Origin of the sequence: Kitasatospora sp. CM 4170, assembly GCF_032110285.1 — a bacterium.
GTDB lineage: Bacteria > Actinomycetota > Actinomycetes > Streptomycetales > Streptomycetaceae > Kitasatospora > Kitasatospora aburaviensis.
In genome coordinates this window covers 2,619,656-2,639,142 of sequence record NZ_CP134877.1, presented here as the reverse complement: position 1 = coordinate 2,639,142, position 19,487 = coordinate 2,619,656, and the positions used below count along the sequence as shown (strand labels likewise).

Sequence of the window (19,487 nt, the reverse complement as noted above, 5' to 3'; positions counted from 1 at the left end):
GGGCCCGGCACTCCGGCAGCACGGGAAGATCACATGGACTACTGCGCACCCTGCCGCCGCCACCTCAACGGCGCGCTGGCCTGTCCCGGCTGCGGGGCCCTCGCGACCGGCCCGGACCAGGCGGTGCCCCCGGCCCCGGCGGCGCCGGGGCCGGGGCCGGGCTCGCGCCCGGCGCCGGCCGAGCCGCGGCCGGTGCCCGCGGCGTCCGAGCGGTCGGGCGGACGGACCGCCGCCCGGCGCGGCGGCCGGCGGGCCGGACGGCGTCCGGGGCGGCTGGTGGTCTCGGTGGTGGGCCTGGCCGTGGTGGGGCTCGGTGCGGCGGCCCTGGCCGCGAACGGCTCGGAGACGACGCCGTCCGAGCCGGGTGCCGGCCGCCCGGCCACCGCGGAGCCGCAGAGCGGCCCGGCCTCGGGGCCGGCCACGCCCACCGGTGTGCCGAGCCCGAGCGCGACCTCGGTCGCCCCGGCCACCCAGCGCCCCAGCCCCCGCCCGACCACCGCGTCCCGATCGGCCTCGACCTCGGCCTCGGCGTCCGCCGCCGCCTCGTCCAAGGGCGGCGCACCGGCCGGACCGGAGACCACCCCGGCGCCCGACCCGGGCGCCCAGGGCTCGGTACCGCCCTCCCGGCCGGCGCCGAGCACGGTCCCGGCCACCACCCCGCCGCCCCCGACCACCCCGGCCCCCAAGCCCACGCCCACCTGCACGCAGTTCCTGTTCTGGTGCTCCTGAGTCCGGTGCCTCAGCAGGGCGGCCGTCACCAGGCCGCCTCCCGGTAGTCCTTGAGGAAGACCCCGGAGACCGGCGCGCCGGCCTCGCCGCGGACGATCGGGTCGTAGACGCGGGCCGCACCGTCGACGATGTCGAGCGGGGTGCGGAAGCCGGCGGCCGCGAGCCGGGCCTTCTTGGGAGCCGGGTTCTCGTCGGTGATCCAGCCGGTGTCGACCGCGCACATGTACACGCCCCGGGCGGCGAGTTCCGCGGCGCTGGTGCGGGTGAGCATGTTGAGCGCGGCCTTGGCCATGTTGGTGTGCGGGTGGCCGCCGGTCTTGTTGCGGACGGCGAACCGGCCCTCCACCGCGGTGACGTTGACGATGTACCGGCGCGGGTGCGGCGAGGCGAGCAGCAGCGGGAGCAGCCGGTCGCAGAGCAGCGCGGGCGCGACGGCGTTGACCAGCTGGGTCTCCAGCAGCTCGCTCGGGTCGAGCTCCCCCAGCCGGGCGGACCAGGAGTTGTCGGGGGCGAGGTCGGGCAGCAGTCCGGCCTCGTCGACGGGCCCGGTCCCGGTCGTCAGCGGTGCCGGTGGCGCGGTGAGTCCGGTGACCGGCCAGGCCGGGGCGAGCGCTGGCATCGGCCGGAACCCGGGTGCGTGCGCGACGGCGGCGGCATCGGCGGCGGGCAGCGCGGCCTGCTCGCCGGAGGCCAGCCGGGCGTAGGACTCGGGCGGGCGGCGCAGGGTCTGCGCCGCGTTGTTGACCAGGACGTCCAACGGCCGTCCGTCGGCGCGGAGGCGCTCGGCGAGGCCGAGCACCTGGCGCGGGTCGCGCAGGTCGATGCCCACCACGGTGAGGCGGCCCCACCAGTCGGCGGAGCCCGGGGCGGCGCGGAACCGGCGGACGGTGTCGTGCGGGAACCGGCTGGTGACGATCAGCTCGGCGCCGTCGCGCAGCATCATCAGGGCGAGCTGGAAGCCGATCTTCACCCGGCCGCCGGTGAGCAGCGCGCGGCGGCCGCGGAGGTCGGTGGCCAGGGCGCGGCGGGCGGTGTTGTCGGCCGCACAGGCGGGGCAGAGCATGTGGTAGAACGCGTCCACCCGGTGGTAGGGCTGCTTGCAGACGTAGCAGCGCCGGCCCAGTCGGAGCTCGCCGAGCGGCGCGGGGCCGCGCTCGGGGAGCGGGGCGTCCTCGCGCCGGTCGAGGGCACCGGTGGCGGTGGCGGCGAGCAGCGCGGCGTCGGCCTGCCGGGCCTCGTCGACGGCGCTCTGGCGGCGGAGCCTGCGGCTCTCGCGGACGTAGGAGTGCAGCTGGCGTTCGGCGTGCTGCCGGACGGCGCTGTCGGCGGGCAGGGCGCGCAGGCGGCCGAGGGTGCGGCCGAACGCGGCCAGCTCCTCGGCGGTGACCTCGTGCGTCGTGTCCGAGTCCGTGCTCGGGTCTGTCCGGACCGTCATGTCCGCCCCCTCGGTGCGCTGCTGCGGTGGTCCCGACCGGACGCGAACCGCTGCGCGAGCGCCTGGGTCCTGTCCGGGGCGGCGCGCGGTCGCTCCGCCACGGGACCGTGGCCTGCCGGGGAGGCGCCTGCCGCTGCGCGACCCCCGGGCAGTGGGCAGGACTGTACCGGCCGAGCCGGGGGAGTGGGATCACATTATCGACGGGGCGGGCCCCGGACGGAGAGGGACCGAGCCTCCGGGCCCACCGGCCCCGGAGCGGCCCGCGCGGCGGCTCCGCCGGCGCCCGTGGACACCTCGGCGACGCCCGTGGACACCTCGGCGGGGCCCGGGGCCCCGCCGCTACCGTGGCGCGATGATCAGCGATCTGCGTATCTGCTTCGCCGGGGACTCCTTCACCCAGGGCGTGGGCGACCCGGAGTTCCGGGGCTGGGTGGGGCGGGTGCTCCAGGCCACCTGCGCGCCGGCGGCGGCGTCCGACCTCACCGGCTTCAACCTGGGGATCCGGCGCAACACCTCGGCCGACGTGCTGGCCCGGATCTGGACCGAGGCCGGCTCCCGCTTCCTGCCCGGGGCCGACAACCGGCTGGTGCTCTCGGTCGGCAGCAACGACGCCACGCTGGAGGGCGGCCGGCCGCGGGTGGCGCCGGAGCAGAGCCTGGGACACGTCGCCGCGCTGCTGGACGGCGCCCGCGAGCGCGGCGTCGGGGTCCTGCTGGTCGGACCGCCGCCGGTGGTCGGCTGGGACGAGGGCCACCTCGACCGGCTGCTGGAGCTGGCCGGGGGGCAGGCCGGGCTCTGCGCCGCCCGCGGCGTGCCGTTCGTCGACGTGACCCGGACGCTCGCCGAGGACGCCGACTGGGTGGCCGAGGCCGTCGCCGACGACGGGGCGCACCCCGGCCGGGGCGGGTACCGGCGCCTCGCCGGGCTGGTGCTGGACGGCGGCTGGCGGGAGTGGATCGAAGGGGCTCCGGCGGAGCGGACTTGACCTTGAGTGCACTCGAAGGTGGAGGGTGGATCCCGTTGATCGACAGCGCGGACCGCCGCACCGGTCGCACCCTTCGCCGCGCCTTCCGCGCGTCCCGCCACACGAACGGAGAACCGTCATGCGCACCACCACCTTCGGCAGCCAGGGCCCCGAGGTCGGCGCCATCGGCCTCGGCTGCATGGGGATGACCTGGGCCTACGACCTCCGCAACCGCGACGACGAGGCCTCGGTCCGGGTGATCCGGCAGGCGCTGGACCTCGGCGTCACGCTGATCGACACCGCCGACATCTACGGCCCGTACGACAACGAGGAGGTCGTCGGCGCGGCGCTGGCAGGCCCGTACCGGGAGCGGGCGTTCCTGGCCACCAAGGTCGGCCTGGTGCCGGGCACCGAGGGCAAGCGGGCGGACAACGACGGCCGGCCGGAGCACGTCCGGCGCGCGATCGACGAGAGCCTGCGCCGCCTCGGCACCGACCACGTGGACCTCTACCAGTTGCACCGGGTGGACCCGGAGGTGCCGATCGAGGAGACCTGGGGCGCGCTCGCCGAGGCCGTCCAGGCCGGCAAGGCGCGCCGGATCGGGCTCTCCGAGGTGACGGTCGAGCAGATCGAACGGGCCCAGGCGGTGCACCCGGTGGCCTCGGTCCAGAACGAGCTGTCGCTCTGGACCCGGGACTCGCTGGCCGAGGTGCTGCCGTACACCGAGGCGCGGGGGATCGCCTTCCTGCCGTTCTCGCCGCTCGGCCGGGGGTTCCTGACCGGCGGCATCTCCTCGATCGAGGAGCTGCCCGAGGACGACTTCCGGCGCTCGCTGCCGCGCTTCCAGCAGGACGCGCTCAAGGCCAACCTGGCGCTGGTGGCGAAGGTGCAGGAGGTCGCCGCCCGGGTCGGGGTGACGCCCGCACAGGTGGCGCTGGCCTGGGTGCTGGCGCAGGGCCGGTACGTCCTGCCGATCCCGGGCACCAGGACGCCGCGCTACCTGGTCGACAACGCGGCCGCGGTGGACGTGGTGCTGTCGGCGGCCGACCTGGCCGAGCTGGACGCCCTGCCGGCCCCGACCGGCGACCGGTACTGATCCGCAGGCGTCGGGCGTCGGGCGTCGGGCGCCGGACGCCGGACGCAGGGGCGGGGCCGCAGGGCGGGGCCGGGCGGGGCGCGGGCCCGGCAGGGCGCGGGGCCGGCACCGGGAACCCGCCGGTGCCGGCCCCGCGCCCGCTCAGCGCTCCTTGACCCAGATCTGCTGGCGCCCGGTCTCGCCCGGCGCCCGCACGGCCGCGTAGGCGGTCCGGTCGAGCCGGTAGCCGAGCTTGCGCGGCACCGCGGCGCTGGCGCCGTTGGCCTGGTCGCAGTGGATCTCCACCCGCCCGATGCCGGGCAGGGCGAGGGCGGCCGCGGTCAGCGCCTCGGCGGCGGTGGTCGCGATGCCCCGGCCGACGTGCTCCGCGCTCACCCAGTAGCCGATCTCCAGCGCGCCCGGGCCGATCCGGCCGTGCAGGCCGAACGAGCCGATCACGCTGCCGGGCCGGGCGTCCAGGCCGACCAGGTAGAGGAAGTCGGTGCCGGCGTCCCAGGCGGCCGAGCCGGCCCGCGCCAGCTCCTCGGTCTGGGCCGGGCTGGGCGCCGCGGCGGCCCACTCCAGCCAGGGGCGCAGGTGCTCAAGGTTGGCCCGGACGGCGGCGTTGAGCGCGGCCGCGTGCGCGACCGAACGCCGGTGCAGGGAGATGCCCCCGGCCAGCCGCAGCAGCTCCGGCGGCCGGCCGGGGGAGGCCTCGCCCGGTCTGCGCGTGCGCGCCGGCGGACCGCCGGCGCCGGTCCGGGCGGTGCGGCCGGGGACGTTCTCACAGGACCGTGGCGTGGGTTGGCTCATGGCGGCGATTATCGTCGTGGTCCGGTCAAGCGACCACCGGCGAACCGCCGGAGCGCGGGCGCCGCCCCGGGGCGCGTCAGAGGCGAACCAGGAGGTCGCCGAGCTCCTTGCGCCGTAGGTCGGGGACGCGCGCGCCGTCCGCCGGGTAGCCGACCGGGATGACGTAGGCGGCCCGCTCCTCGGCCGGCCGGTCGCACACCTCGTTGAGGAACTTCATCGGGCTCGGCGTGTGGGTGAGCGTCGCCAGCCCGGCCTGGTGCAGCGAGGCAAGCAGCAGGCCGACCGCGATGCCGACCGACTCCTTGGTGTAGTACGGGCGCGGCGAGTCCGGGCCCTTGTGCACCTCGAAGACGACGATCACCGCGGGCGCGTCCTCCAGGAAGGGCTTCCGCCAGTCGGTGCCGATCGGCGCCAGCGCCGCCAGCCACTCCTCGGACGCCCGGTGTGCGTAGAACTCGCGCTCCTCCGCCTCGGCGGCCTCGCGCAGCCGCCGCTTGCGCTCCGGGTCGGTGATCACCACGAACCGCCAGGGCTGGACGTGCGCGCCGCTGGGGGCGGTGCCGGCGGTGCGGACCGCCCATTCCAGCACGCCGTCCGGGATCGGCGCGGTCGAGTAGTCGCGGACGGTCCGGCGTCGCGCCATCACGTCGTGGAAGGACCTGCTGCGGGCCTCCGCCTCGTGGGCGGGCACCGTCATCGGGCGGTGCGGAACGCTCGGGTACGAGGTTCCGGCCGCCGCTGTGCTGTCAACCATGGCCGACAGCACAGCACATGACGGGCGGTCCGGGAAGAGGTCGAGACCAATTCCGGACCGCCCGGCCGTCGGGGAGCGGTGGCCGGGCGGCGCCGCCGCGCTGGTTCAGTTCTCGTGGACGCGCCCGTCCCGGACCTCGATCCGCCGGTTCACCGCCACCGTGTCCAGCATCCGCCGGTCGTGCGTGACCAGCAGCAGCGTGCCGGTGTACGAGGCGAGCGCGGACTCCAGCTGCTCGATGGCGGGCAGGTCCAGGTGGTTGGTGGGCTCGTCCAGCACCAGCAGGTTGACCCCGCGGGCCTGGAGCAGCGCCAGCGCCGCCCGGGTGCGCTCGCCGGGCGAGAGGGTGCCGGCCGGGCGCAGCACGTGCGCCGCCTTCAGCCCGAACTTGGCCAGCAGGGTGCGCACCTCCTCCGGCGTGAACTCCGGGACCGCGGCGGCGAAGGCCTCCGCCAGCGGCTCGCCGCCCAGGAAGAGGCCGCGCGCCTGGTCCACCTCGCCGACCACCACGCCGGAGCCCAGTACGGCGCTGCCGGAGTCGAGTTCGAGCCGCCCGAGCAGCGCGGCCAGCAGGGTGGACTTGCCCGCGCCGTTGCCGCCGGTGATGGCGACCCGGTCGGCCCAGTCGATCTGCAGGTCCACCGGGCCGAAGGCGAAGTCCCCGCGCCGGGCGGCGGCCCCGCGCAGGGTCGCGACCACGGCGCCGGAGCGCGGTGCGGTGGCGATCTCCATCCGCAGCTCCCACTCCTTGCGCGGCTCCTCGACCACGTCCAGCCGCTCGATCATCCGCTGGGTCTGCCGGGCCTTGGAGGCCTGCTTCTCGGTGGACTCGGCGCGCATCGCGCGCCCGATCTTGTCGTTGTCGCTCGACTTGCGGCGGGCGTTGCGCACGCCGTGCTCCATCCAGCCGCGCTGCATCCGGGCCCGCGCCTCCAGCGAGGCCTTGGTGTCGGCGTACTCCTCGTAGTCCTCGCGGGCGTGCCGGCGGGCCACCGCGCGCTCCTCCAGGTACGCCTCGTAGCCGCCGCCGTACAGGTTGACCTGCTGCTGGGCGAGGTCCAGCTCCAGCACCCGGGTGACGGTGCGGGCCAGGAACTCGCGGTCGTGGCTGATCAGCACCGTCCCGGCGCGCAGGCCCTTGACGAAGGCCTCCAGCCGCTCCAGGCCGTCGAGGTCGAGGTCGTTGGTCGGCTCGTCGAGCAGGAAGACGTCGTAGCGGGAGAGCAGCAGCGAGGCGAGGCCGGCCCGGGCCGCCTGGCCGCCGGAGAGCGCGGTCATCGGCAGGTCCAGCGAGACCTTCAGCCCGAGCGAGTCGGCGACCTCCTCGGCGCGCTCCTCCAGGTCGGCGCCGCCCAGGTCCAGCCAGCGGTCCAGGCTCGTCGCGTAGGCGTCGTCGGCGCCGGGCCGGCCCTCGACCAGGCCCTCGGTGGCCTCGTCCAGTGCCGTCTGCGCGGCGGCCACGCCGGTCCGGCGGGCCAGGAACTGCCGGACCGACTCGCCCTCGCGGCGCTCCGGCTCCTGCGGCAGGTGGCCGATGTTGGCGCTCGCCGGGCTGAGCCGCAGCGAGCCGCCCTCGGGGGCGTCCAGCCCGGCGAGCAGCCGCAGCAGGGTCGACTTGCCGGCGCCGTTCACCCCGACCAGCCCGATCACGTCGCCGGGGGCGACGACCAGGTCCAGGCCGGAGAAGAGGCTGCGGTCGCCGTGGCCGGCGCTGAGGTCCTTGACTACGAGTGTGGCGCTCATGATGCCCCCGATTCTAGGAGAGCGGGGCGCGTGGCCGGGAGCGCGGACCCGGGAGGGCGGGGAACGGCGCGGGGGCCGCAGCCCGTCGGCTGCGGCCCCCGCGTCCTCAGGACGTGCCCGGGGTCACTTGGCCTTCTTGGAGATGTACTCCAGCGCGTGCTGGGCGACGTCGTCCAGGTACGGGCCGGCCTCCCAGGTGTTGTCGTTGCCCCCGATGGAGGTGTCCGAGACCAGCACCTGCTTGCCGTCCTTCATCGCGAACCAGCCGCCGCCGCTGTCGCCGCCGGTGCCGTTGCAGCCGATGGTGAGCATCGCCGGGCGGCTCGGGTCGATGGTGTGGCGGACCGGCTTGCCGGCCTCGCAGCGGTCCAGCTCCATGCCGTCGAAGGGCTTGCCTGCCGGGTAGCCGTAGCTGCTCACGGCGGTGATCTGGTCGCGCGGGGCGTTGAACCAGACCGGCACCGAGCCGCCGACGACCTCCTCCAGCGACTTGTTGCTGCCGTCCGGGTTGGCCACCTTGATGATCCCGAAGTCGTACTGGCTCCACGCGCCGCCGTACTCCGCGTCGGCCTCGCCCGCCCAGGTCGGGGAGATGATGCCGGCGACCGCGCCCCACTCGCCGTACGGCTCGGCCTGCGCCAGCGAGGCCTGCTTGCCGCCGCTCAGCGCGCCGCTGCTGTTGAACGCCGGGGCGAAGACGATGTTGGTGTGGGACTTGCCGCCCTTGCCGCCGTGCAGGCAGTGGCTGGCGGTCCAGACCAGGTTGCTCTTGCCGGGGTTGGCCGGGTCGGAGACCACGGTGCCGGAGCAGACGTACTCCTGGTTGCCGTCCTGGAAGAACAGCTTGCCGTTCACGTGGAGGTTCTTGGCGAACGGGTGCGGGAGCGGCTTCATCTCGACCAGCTTCGGCAGCGGGTCGTTGCCGTTGTCGGCCGGCGGCTGGGCGGTGGGCTGCGCGGGCGCCGAACCGGTCGGCTGGGCGGTGGGCTGCGCCGAGGGCTGGTTGCCCGGGCCGGGCTTGGACGGCTTGGCCTTCAGGATCTTCTGGAGGTCCCAGTAGCCCTTCACGGCCGGAGTGATCACGTTCTGCTGGGCGAACTTCTCCCAGTCCTCGAACTTCCACTTCTTCAGCTCGTCGAGGCTGGGCAGCTTGATCGGGGCGGCGCCCGGCTTGTCGGTGCTGGTGACGGCGGCGGTGGGAGCCGCGGTCTGGGCCCCGGCCGGGTCGTTGTCCGGCCCGCACGCCGTCGCGACCACCATCGTCAGTGCGACGACCGAGGCGCCCAGCGCGGCGCGCGTCGTCCGGGATATCGGTGACATGAGTTCAGTTCCCCCTGTGGATGAGCGCCGTACGGCCCGGGACCGCCCGGGCCCGCGGGTACGGCAGGAGGAGTCTGCCATGCGGATAAAGGCGTCCTTACGCCCGGACCGGACCGGGACGCGCCCGTCACCGGATCGGCACGTGATCGGCACGCGAAGCGCGCCGAAAAACCCGTTGCGGACCCCGGCCGGCCTTCGTAGCGTGATCCCTGCCACCCGCCGGAACAGGAGAAGGCCGTTGCTCTACTGAGGTCCCGAGACACCGCCCCCGCCACGACGCAGCCCTGCTGACGCAGGCCTGCCGCGGCAGTGGTGCTGCGACAGCGCTGCCCGTGCAGCCCTGCTGTCCCGATGCAGCCCGCTGTGCTGCCGCAGCCCCGCTGCGCGTGGTGCGCGAGTGTGCGAGTGCGCGACCTCAGTGGTGAGCCGGCCGGCCCTCCGTCCCCGTGACGGCCCCGGCCGTCCCCCCAGGCTCCCCGCACTCCCGCGGTGTCTCCCGTGTTGCTCCCCCAGACCGCAGGCAACCACCCGGGAGGCCACTCATGGCACAACCCAGCACCTCCGTCCTCTGCACCGACCTCGCCTTCGACTGGCCCGACGGCAGGACCGTCCTCGACGGCTTCCACCTCGCCGTCGGCCCCGGCCGCACCGGCCTGATCGGGCTCAACGGCGCCGGCAAGTCCACGCTGCTGCGCCTGATCGCGGGCGAGCTCACCCCCACCGCCGGCACCGTCAAGGTCGGCGGCGAGCTCGGCCACCTGCCGCAGGGCCTCACCCTCGACACCGGGCTGCGGGTCGACGAGGCGCTCGGCATCCGGGCCGTCCGCGAGGCCCTGCACGCCGTCGAGGCCGGCGACACCCGCCAGGAGCACTTCGACGCCGTCGGGGACGACTGGGACGTCGAGGAGCGCGCCCGCGCCACCCTCGACCGGCTCGGGCTCCAGCGGCTCGGCCTCGACCGCACCACCGCCGAACTCTCCGGCGGCGAGGCCGTCCTGCTGCGCCTGGCCGCCCTGCTGATGCGCCGCCCCGACGTGCTGCTGCTCGACGAGCCCACCAACAACCTCGACCGGGCCGCCCGCGAGCGGCTCTACGAGACGGTGGCGGGCTGGCACGGCGTGATGCTGATCGTCAGCCACGACCGCGAGCTGCTCCAGCACGTCGACCAGATCGCCGATCTGAGGGACGGGCAGGTCACCTGGTACGGCGGCAACTTCACCGACTACGAGCGCACCCTCGCCGCCCAGCAGGAGACGGCCGAGCGGCTGCTGCGCAACGCCGAGGCCGACGTCCAGCGACAGAAGCGGGACTTGGCCGAGGCCCGGATCCGGCTGGAGCGCAGCGCCAGCTACGGCAAGAAGCGCTCGGTCACCCGCAACGACCCGCACATCTTCGCCGGCAAGCTCAAACGCCAGGGCCAGGAGACGGCCGGCCGGCTCCAGGGCATGCACACCGAGCGGCTGGACGAGGCCAGGCAGCGGCTCACCGAAGCCGAGGAGGCCGTCCGCGACGACGCCGAGATCCGGATCGACCTGCCCCGCACGGCCGTTCCGGCCGGCCGCACGGTGCTCACCCTGCAGAAGGTCCGGCTGCCCTACGGCACCACCGCCGACCTCGACCTGCGCGGCCCCGAGCGGATCGCCCTGATCGGCCGCAACGGGGCCGGCAAGACCACCCTGCTGCGCACCATCGCCGGTGAACTCGCCCCGCTGGAGGGCGAGGTGACCACCCCGGTGCCGCTGCGCCACCTGCCGCAGCGGCTCGACCTGCTGGACGACCGGCTCACCGTGGCGGGGAACGTCAAGCTGTTCGCGCCGAACGCCGGGGACAACGCGATCCGGGCCCGGCTGGCCCGCTTCCTGTTCCGCGGCGGCCGGGCGGACCAGCCCGCCGCCACGCTCTCCGGCGGCGAGCGGTTCCGCGCCACCCTGGCCGCGCTGCTGCTGGCCGACCCGCCGCCGCAGCTGCTGCTGCTCGACGAGCCGACCAACAACCTCGACCTGGCCAGCGTCCGCCAGCTCACCCAGGCGCTGGCCGCCTACCAGGGTGCGCTGATCGTCGCCAGCCACGACCTGCCGTTCCTGCGCGGCCTGGGGATCACCCGCTGGCTGGAGCTGGACGGCGAACTGCGGGCGGTGGAGCCGATGTAGCGGCCCGGACCCGACGGCGGTCGGAGCGTCACCGGGGGCGCCGGCCGGCGCCCCCGGAGGGATCGCCGATCCTGCCGGGGGCGCACAACCCGCCCGGAGCGCCGGTCGGTTGGCGTCGTTCCGGTTCCCCGGGCGGTACCGCTCCAGTACCATCGGCGCCATGCCTGCACTCAACATCGAGTACACGGAGCACGAACTCGCCGCGATCCGGGCGGCGGCCGCCGCCGACGGGAAGAGTGTCAAGGCGTACGTCCACGACCTGAGCGTGCGGGAGCAGCAGCGACGGGACTTCGTCGAGCATGCGGTGGCGTTCTGGGCGTCGCACCGGGCGGAGTTCGACGCGGCGTTCCCGGAGGACGCGCCGGCGGCGTGAGCCGGGCGGGTACGAGGGTGCGCGGCGGCACAGGGGTGACGGAGTGACGCTGCTCCACGTCGACCTTCGCTGGCTGCTCGACGTACAGGAGCAGGCCTCGCCGGAGGACCTGAGCGTCCGGGACTACTCGGCGCTGCAGGCGGCGGTGGCGCGGCACCGGGTCAACACCGCACAGCTCGGCCACGACGCCGACCCGGCCTGGTGCGCGGCCACCCTGATGCACACGATCGTGCTGCTGCGGCCACTGCCGGTGCGCAACAACCTCTACGCCTGCATGGCCACCGCGGCGTACATGCACGCCGCGAAGGAGGGCATCGACCCGCCGTACGGTGCCCTGGTGGAGCTGGCCCGGGACATCGGTGAGGGGCGGGCGGACGTCTACGCGGCGGCCGACCGGATCCGCTGCTGGCGGATCTGAGACGGCCGCCGCGACGGACGGTCGGACGACGTGTCCGCGACGGACCGTCAGGCCGCGGGCTCCGTGCCGGACTGCGCGGCGGCCGGGCGGAGCCGGCCGGCGACCAGGGTGCCCAGCCGGTCCAGGCCCACCACGGCGGCGGCGAGCACGATGAACTCCACGGTCAGCAGCGCGATCTGGCCCCAGACGTAGCCGTAGCCCTTGGTGGTCGGGTCGAAGAAGAAGTAGGGGTAGGGCAGCGGGTAGTTCGAGAACAGCGCGTTGCGGGCCAGCACGATCGCCGCGTACCCGAGCGGGAAGGCCAGCCAGAGCGGGATGTCCCGCCAGGCCGAGGCGTTGCGCGGCTTCAGCGCCAGCCAGTCGGCGATCACCAGTACCGGTGTGACGTAGTGCAGGAAGAACGACGACCAGTGCTGCAGCTTGTCCGGCCCGTCGAACAGCCCCGGCAGCGGGTTGGCGCCGTGCTCCAGCAGGATGTGCGAGACCAGACCGGTTATCAGGATGTAGAGCGTGGCGGCCCCGCGCAGCCGGGGCGCGGGCGCGTCCACCGTGCCGCGCTCGATCATCCAGTACACCGCGCCGATGAAGTAGCCGAGCACGATCACGTTGCTCTGGACGGTGAAGTAGACCAGGCTCGACGTCCCGAGGGTCAGGCCGAGGCCCGCCGAGAGCACGATGCCCATGCGCCACCAGAGCGCGGGGCTGGTCCGGACTGACATGCGGCCACCAGTTCGTTTCGGGCCGATACGGGAGGTATCGGGCGGTAGACGGGGGAAGGCCGCACTCTACTCGCTGGTATGTCCGGAAAGGAAGAAACGTTCCGGCAGCCCCGCTCGGGCCCGGGGCCGCCACCCCGCGGCCCCGGCGCGCGCCGCCACCCCGGCGCCCTCCGCCACCGCTATCCCGGCAGCACGAAGCCCGACTCGTACGCGGCGATCACCGCCTGGGTGCGGTCCCGGGCGCCCAGCTTGGAGAGCACGCTGGCGACGTGGGTCTTCACCGTCTCCTGGCTGACCACCAGCCTCCCGGCGATCTCGCCGTTGTTCAGCCCGGCGGCCATCAGCCGCAGGACCTGGCCCTCCCGCTCGGTGAGCCGGCCGATCGGGCCCTTCCCCGGGACGGCGCCGCGCCGCCCCGCCGGGACCTGCCGCAGCGCGAGCTCGCGCACCGCGGCCGGGAAGAGCAGCGAGTCCCCGCGCGCGACCAGCCGCACCGCCTGGACCATCTCCTCCACGCTGGACCGCTTGAGCAGGAACCCCGCGGCACCCGCGCGCAGCGCGTCGTACACGTGGTCGTCGTGCTCGAAGGTGGTCACCACCAGGATCTTCGGCGGCGACTCCATCCCGCCGACCAGCTGCTCGGTGGCGCGGATGCCGTCGATGCCGGGCATCCGGACGTCCATCAGCACCACGTCCGGCCGCAGCGAGCGCACCAGCGGCACGACCTCGGCGCCGTCCGCGGCCTCGCCGACCACGGTCAGGTCGGGCTCGGCGTCGATCACCACCCGCAGGCCCATCCGCACCAGCCGCTCGTCGTCCGCGATCACCACCCGCACGGACCCGGCCGCCGCCCCCGCGCCGCCCGCCGCGGCCCCGTCCGCCGCCGCCGCTCCCACCTGCACCGCTCCGGCCTCCACCGCTGTCGCCTCCACCGCTCTCACCTGTACTGCTTCCGCTTCCGCCGGCGCCGCCGGCACCGGTCCGCCGGGCGCCGCCGCTTCCCCGCTCAACCCGTTCCTCCTGCTCAACCCGTTCCTCCCACGGGCAGCCGGACGGCCAGCCGCCAGCTCGCCCCGTCCTCGGTCGGCCCGGCCGTGCACTCGCCGCGCAGGACGGCCGCGCGCTCGCCGATCCCGCGCAGCCCGCGCCCGCCGCCGGGCCGGCTGGGCCGGGCGGTGCCGAGCGGGTTGGTCAGCTCGATCTCCAGCAGCCCCGCGGCCAGCCCCACCCGGAGCCCGGCGGGCGCCGTCGGCCCGGCGTGCCGCAGCACGTTGGTCAGGCCCTCCTGCACGATCCGGTACGCCTCGCGGGAGAAGGCGGTGGGCAGCCGGTCGAGGCCGGGCGCGAGGTCGGCGTCGATCCGCAGGCCGGTGCCGGCGAGCTGGCGCAGCAGGTCGTCGAGCCCGGCCAGGGTGGGTCCGGTGGGCCCGGCGTCGCTCCGGTCCTCCTCGCGCAGCAGGCCGAGGACGGCGTCGAGCTCGGCGACGGCGGCCCGCGCGGTCTCGCCGATCGCCCGCAGCGCCTCCTCGGCGAAGTCCGGGTCGGTGCGCAGCACCCGCGCGGCCGCCGAGGCCTGGATGCCGACGGCGCTGAGCGCGTGGCCGACCGAGTCGTGCAGCTCGCGCGCCAGCCGGTTGCGCTGGGCGAGCATCGCGGCCCGCCGCTCGGCGGCGGCCAGCCGCTCCTCCGGGGTCGGACCGAGCAGCACCGGCGCCCAGCGGGCCAGGAGCGCCCCGAGCCCCGCACTGGTCGCGGTGATCAGCAGCAGCAGGGCCAGACCGAGCGCCGGGCCGGGCAGGAGGAACGGGACGCCGCGGTCCTGCCAGTACGGCAGCGCCTCGTCGACCGGAGTCCCGCCCAGCGGCGACCAGATCAGCACCACGGCGAACGGCACCCCGGCCAGCGTCATCCCGCTGACCACCCCGCCGAACAGCACGTGGAGCACGTACCAGACGGAGGTGCGGCGCCGGGCCGCCCAGGACCGGGCCGGGCCGGTGGAGACCTCCTCGGCCCGCTCCGGGGCGCCGAGCGCCCGGGCGGCCGCGCCCTCCAGCGCCCGGACGGTGGGCACCAGCGCGGTGACGGCGGCCATCGGCAGGGAGAGGGCGAGCGAGGACAGCTGGAGGAGGACCTGGTGCAGCGGGCCGTTCTCCGGATCGAGCGCCCCGAGCAGGACGACCGAGAGCATCCAGTACGGCATCAGCAGCGCCCCGCCGAGCACCAGGTGCACCCAGCGCAGCCGGGCCCGCCGACCGAGCAGTGCGCTCCCCGCCCGCCGCAGCAGGCGGCGGAGGCCGTGCCGTCGCGAGCCCGGGCCGAGTCCCGTGCCCGGGCCGGCTCCTGTGTCCGCGTCGGCTCCTGTGCCGGGGTCGGCCTCCACCCCCGGGTCGGCCTCCACCCCCGGGTCGGTGCCCGCCGCCGCGGTGTCCGTCCCCGTCGTGCCCGTTCCCGCCGTCGTGCCCGTTCCCGCTGCGCCCGCCCCCGTGCTCACCGGGCCGACTCTACGTCAGCGACGGCCGCGGGGACGGCCGTCGGCCCGGCTGGCGCCACCGCCGTGCCCACCCCGGCCGGCGCCACCGCCGCTGCCCGCGCGGCGGCCCGCTCGACCAGGGCGATCGCACCCACCGCCAGCACCAGCAGCCCGGCGATCACCTGCGCCGCCTCCACCAGGGGGAGCAGCCCGGGCACCGTCTTCTGCGGATCGGACACGTCGGTGACGGTCCCGAACGCCACCAACTGCCAGGCGCCCCAACCGAACAGCGACCCGGCCGCGGTCCACACCACGGCCAGCGGCACCCGCAGCCGCCGCTCCGGCCGGATCCGGAACACCAGCACCAGCAGCGCCGCGGTGGCGGCCACCGCCATGAGGGCGGTCACCAGGTCCATCACCGCCACGCTCCGGCCGCGCTCCTGCACCCAGGCGGCGGGCAGCCCGACCGTCCCGCCGGCGGACCAGTAGAACCGGGCCGCGGCCACCCCGAGGGCGACCAGGCCGGCCACCCCGGCGAAGGCCCGCTGCAGGGTGAGCGTGGGCGAGTCGGGCAGGTCGCCGATCCGCTCGCGCAGCAGGCTGCCCCAGCGCTCCCGGGTGTAGAGCAGGAAGCCGACGATCAGTGCGACGCCCTGGACGGCGAACCCGCCGTACACCACCGTGAACACCCAGTCGCTGAGGCCACCGGGGCCGTCGTCGTCGGAGGACGCGTCGGGGCCGAGTACGAGCGTGCTCAGCAGGATCAGGGGCAGCGCCACCAGGATGGTCCCGAGCAGTCCGGTCGCGACCCACATCGGGAAGGCCAGCAGCCCGGCCGGGGCCCGCCGACCCCAGGGCCGGACGAAGGCGAGGGCGAGCAGCACGGCGACGGCGTCCATGCCGAAGGTCAGCAGGTTGACCAGCCAGAGGTCGTCCATCGAGGCGGTGTCGCCGGCCCCCACCGGGTGACCGGTCAGCCAGAGCAGCTTGAGCGTCAGATACGGCACCGTCGCGGCGACGGCCGCACCGGCCGCCACCGTGCGGACCCGGTGGAGGGGACTCTTCGTGGTCATGGGCCCACCCTCCCGTGCGGTGGCCCGCCCCGGCCTCCCCCCGGCTCGCGATCCGCGTCCCCCTGCCGGGGGATCCGCCGGGCCGGGCCTCCTCCCCGAGGCCCGGCCCGGCCGGCGGACCCCCGGCTACGAGAGGGCTCGCCCGCTACGGGACGAGACGGCTCGCCCGCTACGGGACGATCGGCTCGCAGCCGACGGCCTTGCCGCCGGCGGTCAGGAACTGGCGCCAGAGCTCGTTCCCGTCCGTGAAGACCCCGCGGTCACCGACACCGGTGCCGCCCCGCCAGTCCAGGTGGAAGTACGTCGGCCTGCCCTGGCAGTCGGCGACCACGTTGTGGCCGGACGCGCCGATCCACTGCGCGCGTCCGTAGGCCGCGGTGCGCGCGTCCTTCGGGTCGAGGCCGGTGACCCGCGGGTCGGTGGCGATCGCGAAGGAGACGAGCGGGCTGCCGCCGGTCGGATAGCCGATCTCGCAGGACCACACCGGGGCGAACGCGGCGGTGGCCTGCTGCCGGTACCCGCCGCCGTCGGCGCCGGGGGCCCGGGTGGGGGCCAGCCCCGGCAGGCCGCAGACCTTGCCGAAGTCGACCGGCTGTGGCGCGGCTGCCGCGGAGAGCACGGTCGGCGCCGGAAGCTTCCCGGTGCCGCACCCCTTGGCCTTGGCGGCGGTGTCGGCGTAGGCCACCGCCAGCTCGGCAAGCCCCTGGCCGCGGTCGCCGTCCGCGGTGTCCCCGCCGAGGCCGACCTCGGCGCGCATCCCCCGGGGGCAGCCCTCCGGGAGCACGGCCCAGGCCCGGGACGGCAGCGCGGCCCCGGCCGAACCCCCGGCGAACAGCCGGGCATCCGGAGCCGTCGGCGGTGCGATCTCGTCCGGGTTGACCTGGAGGGCGAACGACGCGGTCCGCTCCGACGCCCCGAACAGTCCGGACGAGACCTTCGCCACGCAGGTGGCCGCCCGGTCGTAGGCTCCGGGGGCGTAGCCGTCGCTCCTCTCCTCGCTGATCCGGCCCGGCCCCAGCGCCGCGTGCAGCTGGTCCGCGGTCGCGGCGCCGCCGCAGACCGTGTCCGGCCCGAGCACGTTGGTCAGCTTGTACAGCAGCACCCCCGAGACGCCGGCCGCGATCACCACGATCACGGCCGCCGCCCGGAGCCGCAGCCGCCGGGTGGTGAACCCGCGCCGGGTGAGGGCGTCGTCGGCCCGCCGCAGCGGGCCCGTGCCCGTCTGCCCGTTCGGCTCGTCCACGCGGTTCCGTTCCGAAGTCACGCTGTTCTCATCCCCTGCCGAGTGCGCCGTTGTACGTGCGGTCGATCGCGGTCGAGTAGTTCTGCGTGACGTCCTCCATGAGTTGCTGCGTCACGCCCCCGGTGGTGTCTATGTCCTTCTGGGAGAGGCCCGACACGGCTGCCTTGTACTCGATCATGGCCTTGAGCTGCTCCTCGCCCGCGGAGTAGTTCTTGCTGAGGTCGCCCTGGGCCTTGGTGTCGAGCTCGGCGTTGGCCTTGTTGGCGTAGTCGGCGGTGCCGACGTCGACCAGGCGCTGGGCGATGTCGCCGAACGGGGCGGGGAGGAAGTAGTTCACCGGTGTGCCGTAGATGTGGTAGTCGATCTTCGACTGCCAGTTGTTCTTGAACTTCTGGTCCTCGCGGTGGTCGATCAGGACGTCGCCGCGCACGCCGTCGAGGGCGCCGAGGGCCTGGCCGGCCTCCTGGGTGAAGCCGGCGAACTTCGGGTTCACCCGGCCGGTCGCGTCCGGCTTGAAGTCCTGCGGACCGTAGGTGTCCATCCGGCGGGCGATCTCCTGGCTCTCCGCGGTGTGGATGACCCGGAAGGCCTCCGGATCCTCGGCGGCACCGCGGATGGTGCGCAGCAGCTGCTCACGGCTGAAGGTGAGGCCGCTGGGTTCGGAGCCGCCGCGGATCTCCTTGCCGAGGATCTCGTGCACGTCCGGGGCGTAGTCGGCGATCATGTTGCCGAGCGGACGGCGCAGGCCGGCGGGCAGGCTGTTCTCGGCGCCGGCCTTGTCGCCGCCGAGGGTGGCGACGGTCTCGTTCATGATCCGGGACATCGCCGCGTCGTGCGGGCGGGGCGGCTGGTTGCCGTGCGGGTCGCGGCCGGTGGCGGCGGCCTCCAGGGCGTCGCCGAAGGCGCCGCGGGAGGTGTTGCGCGCGATGCTGTCGAACTGCTTGTCCTCGTAGCCCTGGTTGGGCCACTTCCGCTCCTTGAGCAGGTAGTCGAGGTTCTTGTTGGCGGCGGGGTCGAGGAACTCCTTGGAGGCCTCCGGGTTGCGGCTCATCGCCCGCATCAGGCCGCCCATCGGGTCGCCCTGCTTGTCCATCACACCGCTGTAGAGCGGGCCCCAGAGGTCCTCGCCCTTGCGCTTGCTGTTGTGCTCGTAGTCGACCAGGTCGTTGCCGACCTTCTCCAGGAACCCCTTGTCGTAGGTGCCCTTGGCGCCCATCAGCTCGGTCAGCGCCGGGTAGTTGTCGTTGAAGCCGGCGGCCGAACCGCCGGGCTTGCGGGCGGCCTTGAGCAGGTTGTCCTCCCACTCCTTGCCCATCCCGCCGTCCTTGGTGGCGGTGGCGAGCACCTGGGAGAGGTTGCCGTAGATGTCCTGGTAGTCCTTGGCGTTGCGGTCGCCGTGGGACAGGTCGCCGTAGACCTTGGCGTACACCAGCAGCGCGTCCGGGCCGGTCTTGTCGCCCGCCTTGAGGCCGTTGAGCAGCGTGGTGGAGAACTCCTTGGAGCCGGAGTTGGCGGCCATCAGGTCCTGCAGCCGCTTGCGCTCCTCGTCGGAGAGGCTGCCGCCCTTGCTCATCAGATCGGTGGCGCGCTTGGCGTCGGCCGCGTCGCCGCCACCGTACGGGCGCGAGTTGAAGGAGGTGGTGCTGGTGCCGACGTCGCCCTGCAGGGCGGTGGAGGCACGCTGGTCGGCTGCGGCGGCCTTCTCGACGGCCTTGGTCAGCCGGTTGGAGATGGTCTCGGCCTTGCCTTTCATGTCCTCCTGGTACTTGCGCTGGACCTCCTGGTAGTCGGGGTCGTTGCGACCTTCGGAGGACATCGGCGGCCAGCTGACCGCCCCGTCGGCGGCGACGGTGAGCTTCTGTTCGGCCGCGTCGTGGAGCGCCGTGTCGAGGTCCCGGCGGGCGGCGGTGAAGTCCTCGGCGGCGTCCTTGATGATCGCCGCGAGGGCCCGGGCGACACCCGCGGCCTGGGTGAAGTCCGTGTCGATGGTCTGGAGGGTCCGGCCCGCGTCGTCCGCCGCCCCTCCCTGCCAGCCGGCCCGCTGCGGGGTGTTGGTGAGGTCCCGGCCCACCCGGCCGTCGAGCCCGTCGAGGGCCTTGGCCATGTTGGCCCAGGCCTCGGCGGTCTCGGTGACGCCGGCGAAGTCGGCCTCGTGCAGTTCCTGGAAGGACACCATGTCCCTGGACTCCTCTCGCGGTTCGCTGGTCC

Annotated in this window: 17 protein-coding genes; 5 read left to right on the top strand and 12 right to left on the bottom strand. The window is 74.9% G+C overall.

The window, feature by feature from the left end:
- Positions 1-38 precede the first annotated feature (38 nt).
- On the bottom strand, positions 39-698 hold the full coding sequence (locus RMN57_RS10655) for a hypothetical protein (RefSeq protein WP_313763149.1): 660 nt from the start codon (positions 696-698) through the stop codon (positions 39-41).
- A gap of 56 nt (positions 699-754) precedes the next feature.
- A complete protein-coding gene (locus tag RMN57_RS10650; protein WP_313763148.1) occupies positions 755-2,164 on the bottom strand; it encodes an SDR family oxidoreductase in 1,410 nt (469 codons plus the stop codon).
- A 352-nt stretch (positions 2,165-2,516) separates the two neighbouring features.
- Here RMN57_RS10650 and RMN57_RS10645 point away from each other — a divergent pair, with 352 nt between their 5' ends.
- Both RMN57_RS10645 and RMN57_RS10640 read left to right on the top strand, forming a co-directional pair.
- Positions 2,517-3,149 carry a GDSL-type esterase/lipase family protein gene (locus RMN57_RS10645; RefSeq protein WP_313763147.1) on the top strand — a complete coding sequence of 211 codons (633 nt, stop codon included), beginning with the start codon at positions 2,517-2,519 and terminating at the stop codon, positions 3,147-3,149.
- Positions 3,150-3,267: 118 nt separating this feature from the next.
- Positions 3,268-4,224, top strand: coding sequence for an aldo/keto reductase (locus RMN57_RS10640; RefSeq protein WP_313763146.1), 957 nt, complete (start codon positions 3,268-3,270; stop codon positions 4,222-4,224).
- Between the two features lie 141 nt (positions 4,225-4,365).
- Here the strand turns inward: RMN57_RS10640 and RMN57_RS10635 are convergent, their stop codons facing one another.
- The 4 genes from RMN57_RS10635 to RMN57_RS10620 all read right to left on the bottom strand — a co-directional run bounded on the left by RMN57_RS10635 (position 4,366) and on the right by RMN57_RS10620 (position 8,833).
- Positions 4,366-5,016, bottom strand: coding sequence for a GNAT family N-acetyltransferase (locus RMN57_RS10635; RefSeq protein WP_313763145.1), 651 nt, complete (start codon positions 5,014-5,016; stop codon positions 4,366-4,368).
- Positions 5,017-5,092: 76 nt separating this feature from the next.
- On the bottom strand, positions 5,093-5,770 hold the full coding sequence (locus tag RMN57_RS10630; RefSeq protein ID WP_313763144.1) for a nitroreductase family protein: 678 nt from the start codon (positions 5,768-5,770) through the stop codon (positions 5,093-5,095).
- Between the two features lie 105 nt (positions 5,771-5,875).
- Complete coding sequence (locus RMN57_RS10625; RefSeq protein WP_313763143.1) at positions 5,876-7,513, bottom strand: ABC-F family ATP-binding cassette domain-containing protein; 1,638 nt, start codon at positions 7,511-7,513, stop codon at positions 5,876-5,878.
- A gap of 123 nt (positions 7,514-7,636) precedes the next feature.
- Entirely contained in the window at positions 7,637-8,833 is a 1,197-nt protein-coding gene (locus RMN57_RS10620; RefSeq protein WP_313763142.1) for a hypothetical protein, read from the bottom strand.
- Positions 8,834-9,375: 542 nt separating this feature from the next.
- On the opposite strand from RMN57_RS10620, the gene RMN57_RS10615 reads away from it, so the two are divergent.
- The 3 genes from RMN57_RS10615 to RMN57_RS10605 all read left to right on the top strand — a co-directional run bounded on the left by RMN57_RS10615 (position 9,376) and on the right by RMN57_RS10605 (position 11,774).
- Complete coding sequence (locus tag RMN57_RS10615) at positions 9,376-10,983, top strand: ABC-F family ATP-binding cassette domain-containing protein (RefSeq protein ID WP_313763141.1); 1,608 nt, start codon at positions 9,376-9,378, stop codon at positions 10,981-10,983.
- Between the two features lie 160 nt (positions 10,984-11,143).
- A complete protein-coding gene (locus tag RMN57_RS10610; RefSeq protein WP_313763140.1) occupies positions 11,144-11,356 on the top strand; it encodes a hypothetical protein in 213 nt (70 codons plus the stop codon).
- A gap of 43 nt (positions 11,357-11,399) precedes the next feature.
- On the top strand, positions 11,400-11,774 hold the full coding sequence (locus tag RMN57_RS10605) for a toxin Doc (RefSeq protein WP_313763139.1): 375 nt from the start codon (positions 11,400-11,402) through the stop codon (positions 11,772-11,774).
- 47 nt (positions 11,775-11,821) lie between these two features.
- On the opposite strand, the gene RMN57_RS10600 is transcribed toward RMN57_RS10605, so the two are convergent.
- The 6 genes from RMN57_RS10600 to RMN57_RS10575 form a co-directional block, all read right to left on the bottom strand.
- Entirely contained in the window at positions 11,822-12,493 is a 672-nt protein-coding gene (locus RMN57_RS10600; protein WP_313763138.1) for a Pr6Pr family membrane protein, read from the bottom strand.
- 179 nt (positions 12,494-12,672) lie between these two features.
- Positions 12,673-13,329 (bottom strand): response regulator transcription factor, encoded by a 657-nt coding sequence (locus RMN57_RS10595; protein ID WP_313767775.1) that lies wholly within the window; start codon positions 13,327-13,329, stop codon positions 12,673-12,675.
- Between the two features lie 188 nt (positions 13,330-13,517).
- Positions 13,518-14,984, bottom strand: a complete 1,467-nt coding sequence (locus RMN57_RS10590; RefSeq protein ID WP_313763137.1) for a histidine kinase — start codon at positions 14,982-14,984, stop codon at positions 13,518-13,520.
- Complete coding sequence (locus RMN57_RS10585; RefSeq protein WP_313763136.1) at positions 14,981-16,036, bottom strand: hypothetical protein; 1,056 nt, start codon at positions 16,034-16,036, stop codon at positions 14,981-14,983. The genes RMN57_RS10590 and RMN57_RS10585 overlap by 4 nt, the downstream gene beginning before the upstream one ends.
- Before the next feature lie 169 nt (positions 16,037-16,205).
- Positions 16,206-17,300 carry a hypothetical protein gene (locus tag RMN57_RS10580; RefSeq protein ID WP_313763135.1) on the bottom strand — a complete coding sequence of 365 codons (1,095 nt, stop codon included), beginning with the start codon at positions 17,298-17,300 and terminating at the stop codon, positions 16,206-16,208.
- A gap of 7 nt (positions 17,301-17,307) precedes the next feature.
- Complete coding sequence (locus RMN57_RS10575) at positions 17,308-19,455, bottom strand: DUF6571 family protein (RefSeq protein ID WP_313763134.1); 2,148 nt, start codon at positions 19,453-19,455, stop codon at positions 17,308-17,310.
- Positions 19,456-19,487: the final 32 nt, after the last annotated feature.

Coding starts and splice junctions, on each gene's coding strand:
- RMN57_RS10625 (WP_313763143.1), bottom strand. CDS start 7,513: ATGAGCGCCACACTCGTAGTCAAGGACCTCAGCGCCGGCCACGGCGAC.
- RMN57_RS10645 (WP_313763147.1), top strand. CDS start 2,517: ATGATCAGCGATCTGCGTATCTGCTTCGCCGGGGACTCCTTCACCCAG.
- RMN57_RS10585 (WP_313763136.1), bottom strand. CDS start 16,036: ATGACCACGAAGAGTCCCCTCCACCGGGTCCGCACGGTGGCGGCCGGT.
- RMN57_RS10630 (WP_313763144.1), bottom strand. CDS start 5,770: ATGGTTGACAGCACAGCGGCGGCCGGAACCTCGTACCCGAGCGTTCCG.
- RMN57_RS10620 (WP_313763142.1), bottom strand. CDS start 8,833: ATGTCACCGATATCCCGGACGACGCGCGCCGCGCTGGGCGCCTCGGTC.
- RMN57_RS10640 (WP_313763146.1), top strand. CDS start 3,268: ATGCGCACCACCACCTTCGGCAGCCAGGGCCCCGAGGTCGGCGCCATC.
- RMN57_RS10650 (WP_313763148.1), bottom strand. CDS start 2,164: ATGACGGTCCGGACAGACCCGAGCACGGACTCGGACACGACGCACGAG.
- RMN57_RS10635 (WP_313763145.1), bottom strand. CDS start 5,016: ATGAGCCAACCCACGCCACGGTCCTGTGAGAACGTCCCCGGCCGCACC.
- RMN57_RS10610 (WP_313763140.1), top strand. CDS start 11,144: ATGCCTGCACTCAACATCGAGTACACGGAGCACGAACTCGCCGCGATC.
- RMN57_RS10600 (WP_313763138.1), bottom strand. CDS start 12,493: ATGTCAGTCCGGACCAGCCCCGCGCTCTGGTGGCGCATGGGCATCGTG.
- RMN57_RS10575 (WP_313763134.1), bottom strand. CDS start 19,455: ATGGTGTCCTTCCAGGAACTGCACGAGGCCGACTTCGCCGGCGTCACC.
- RMN57_RS10615 (WP_313763141.1), top strand. CDS start 9,376: ATGGCACAACCCAGCACCTCCGTCCTCTGCACCGACCTCGCCTTCGAC.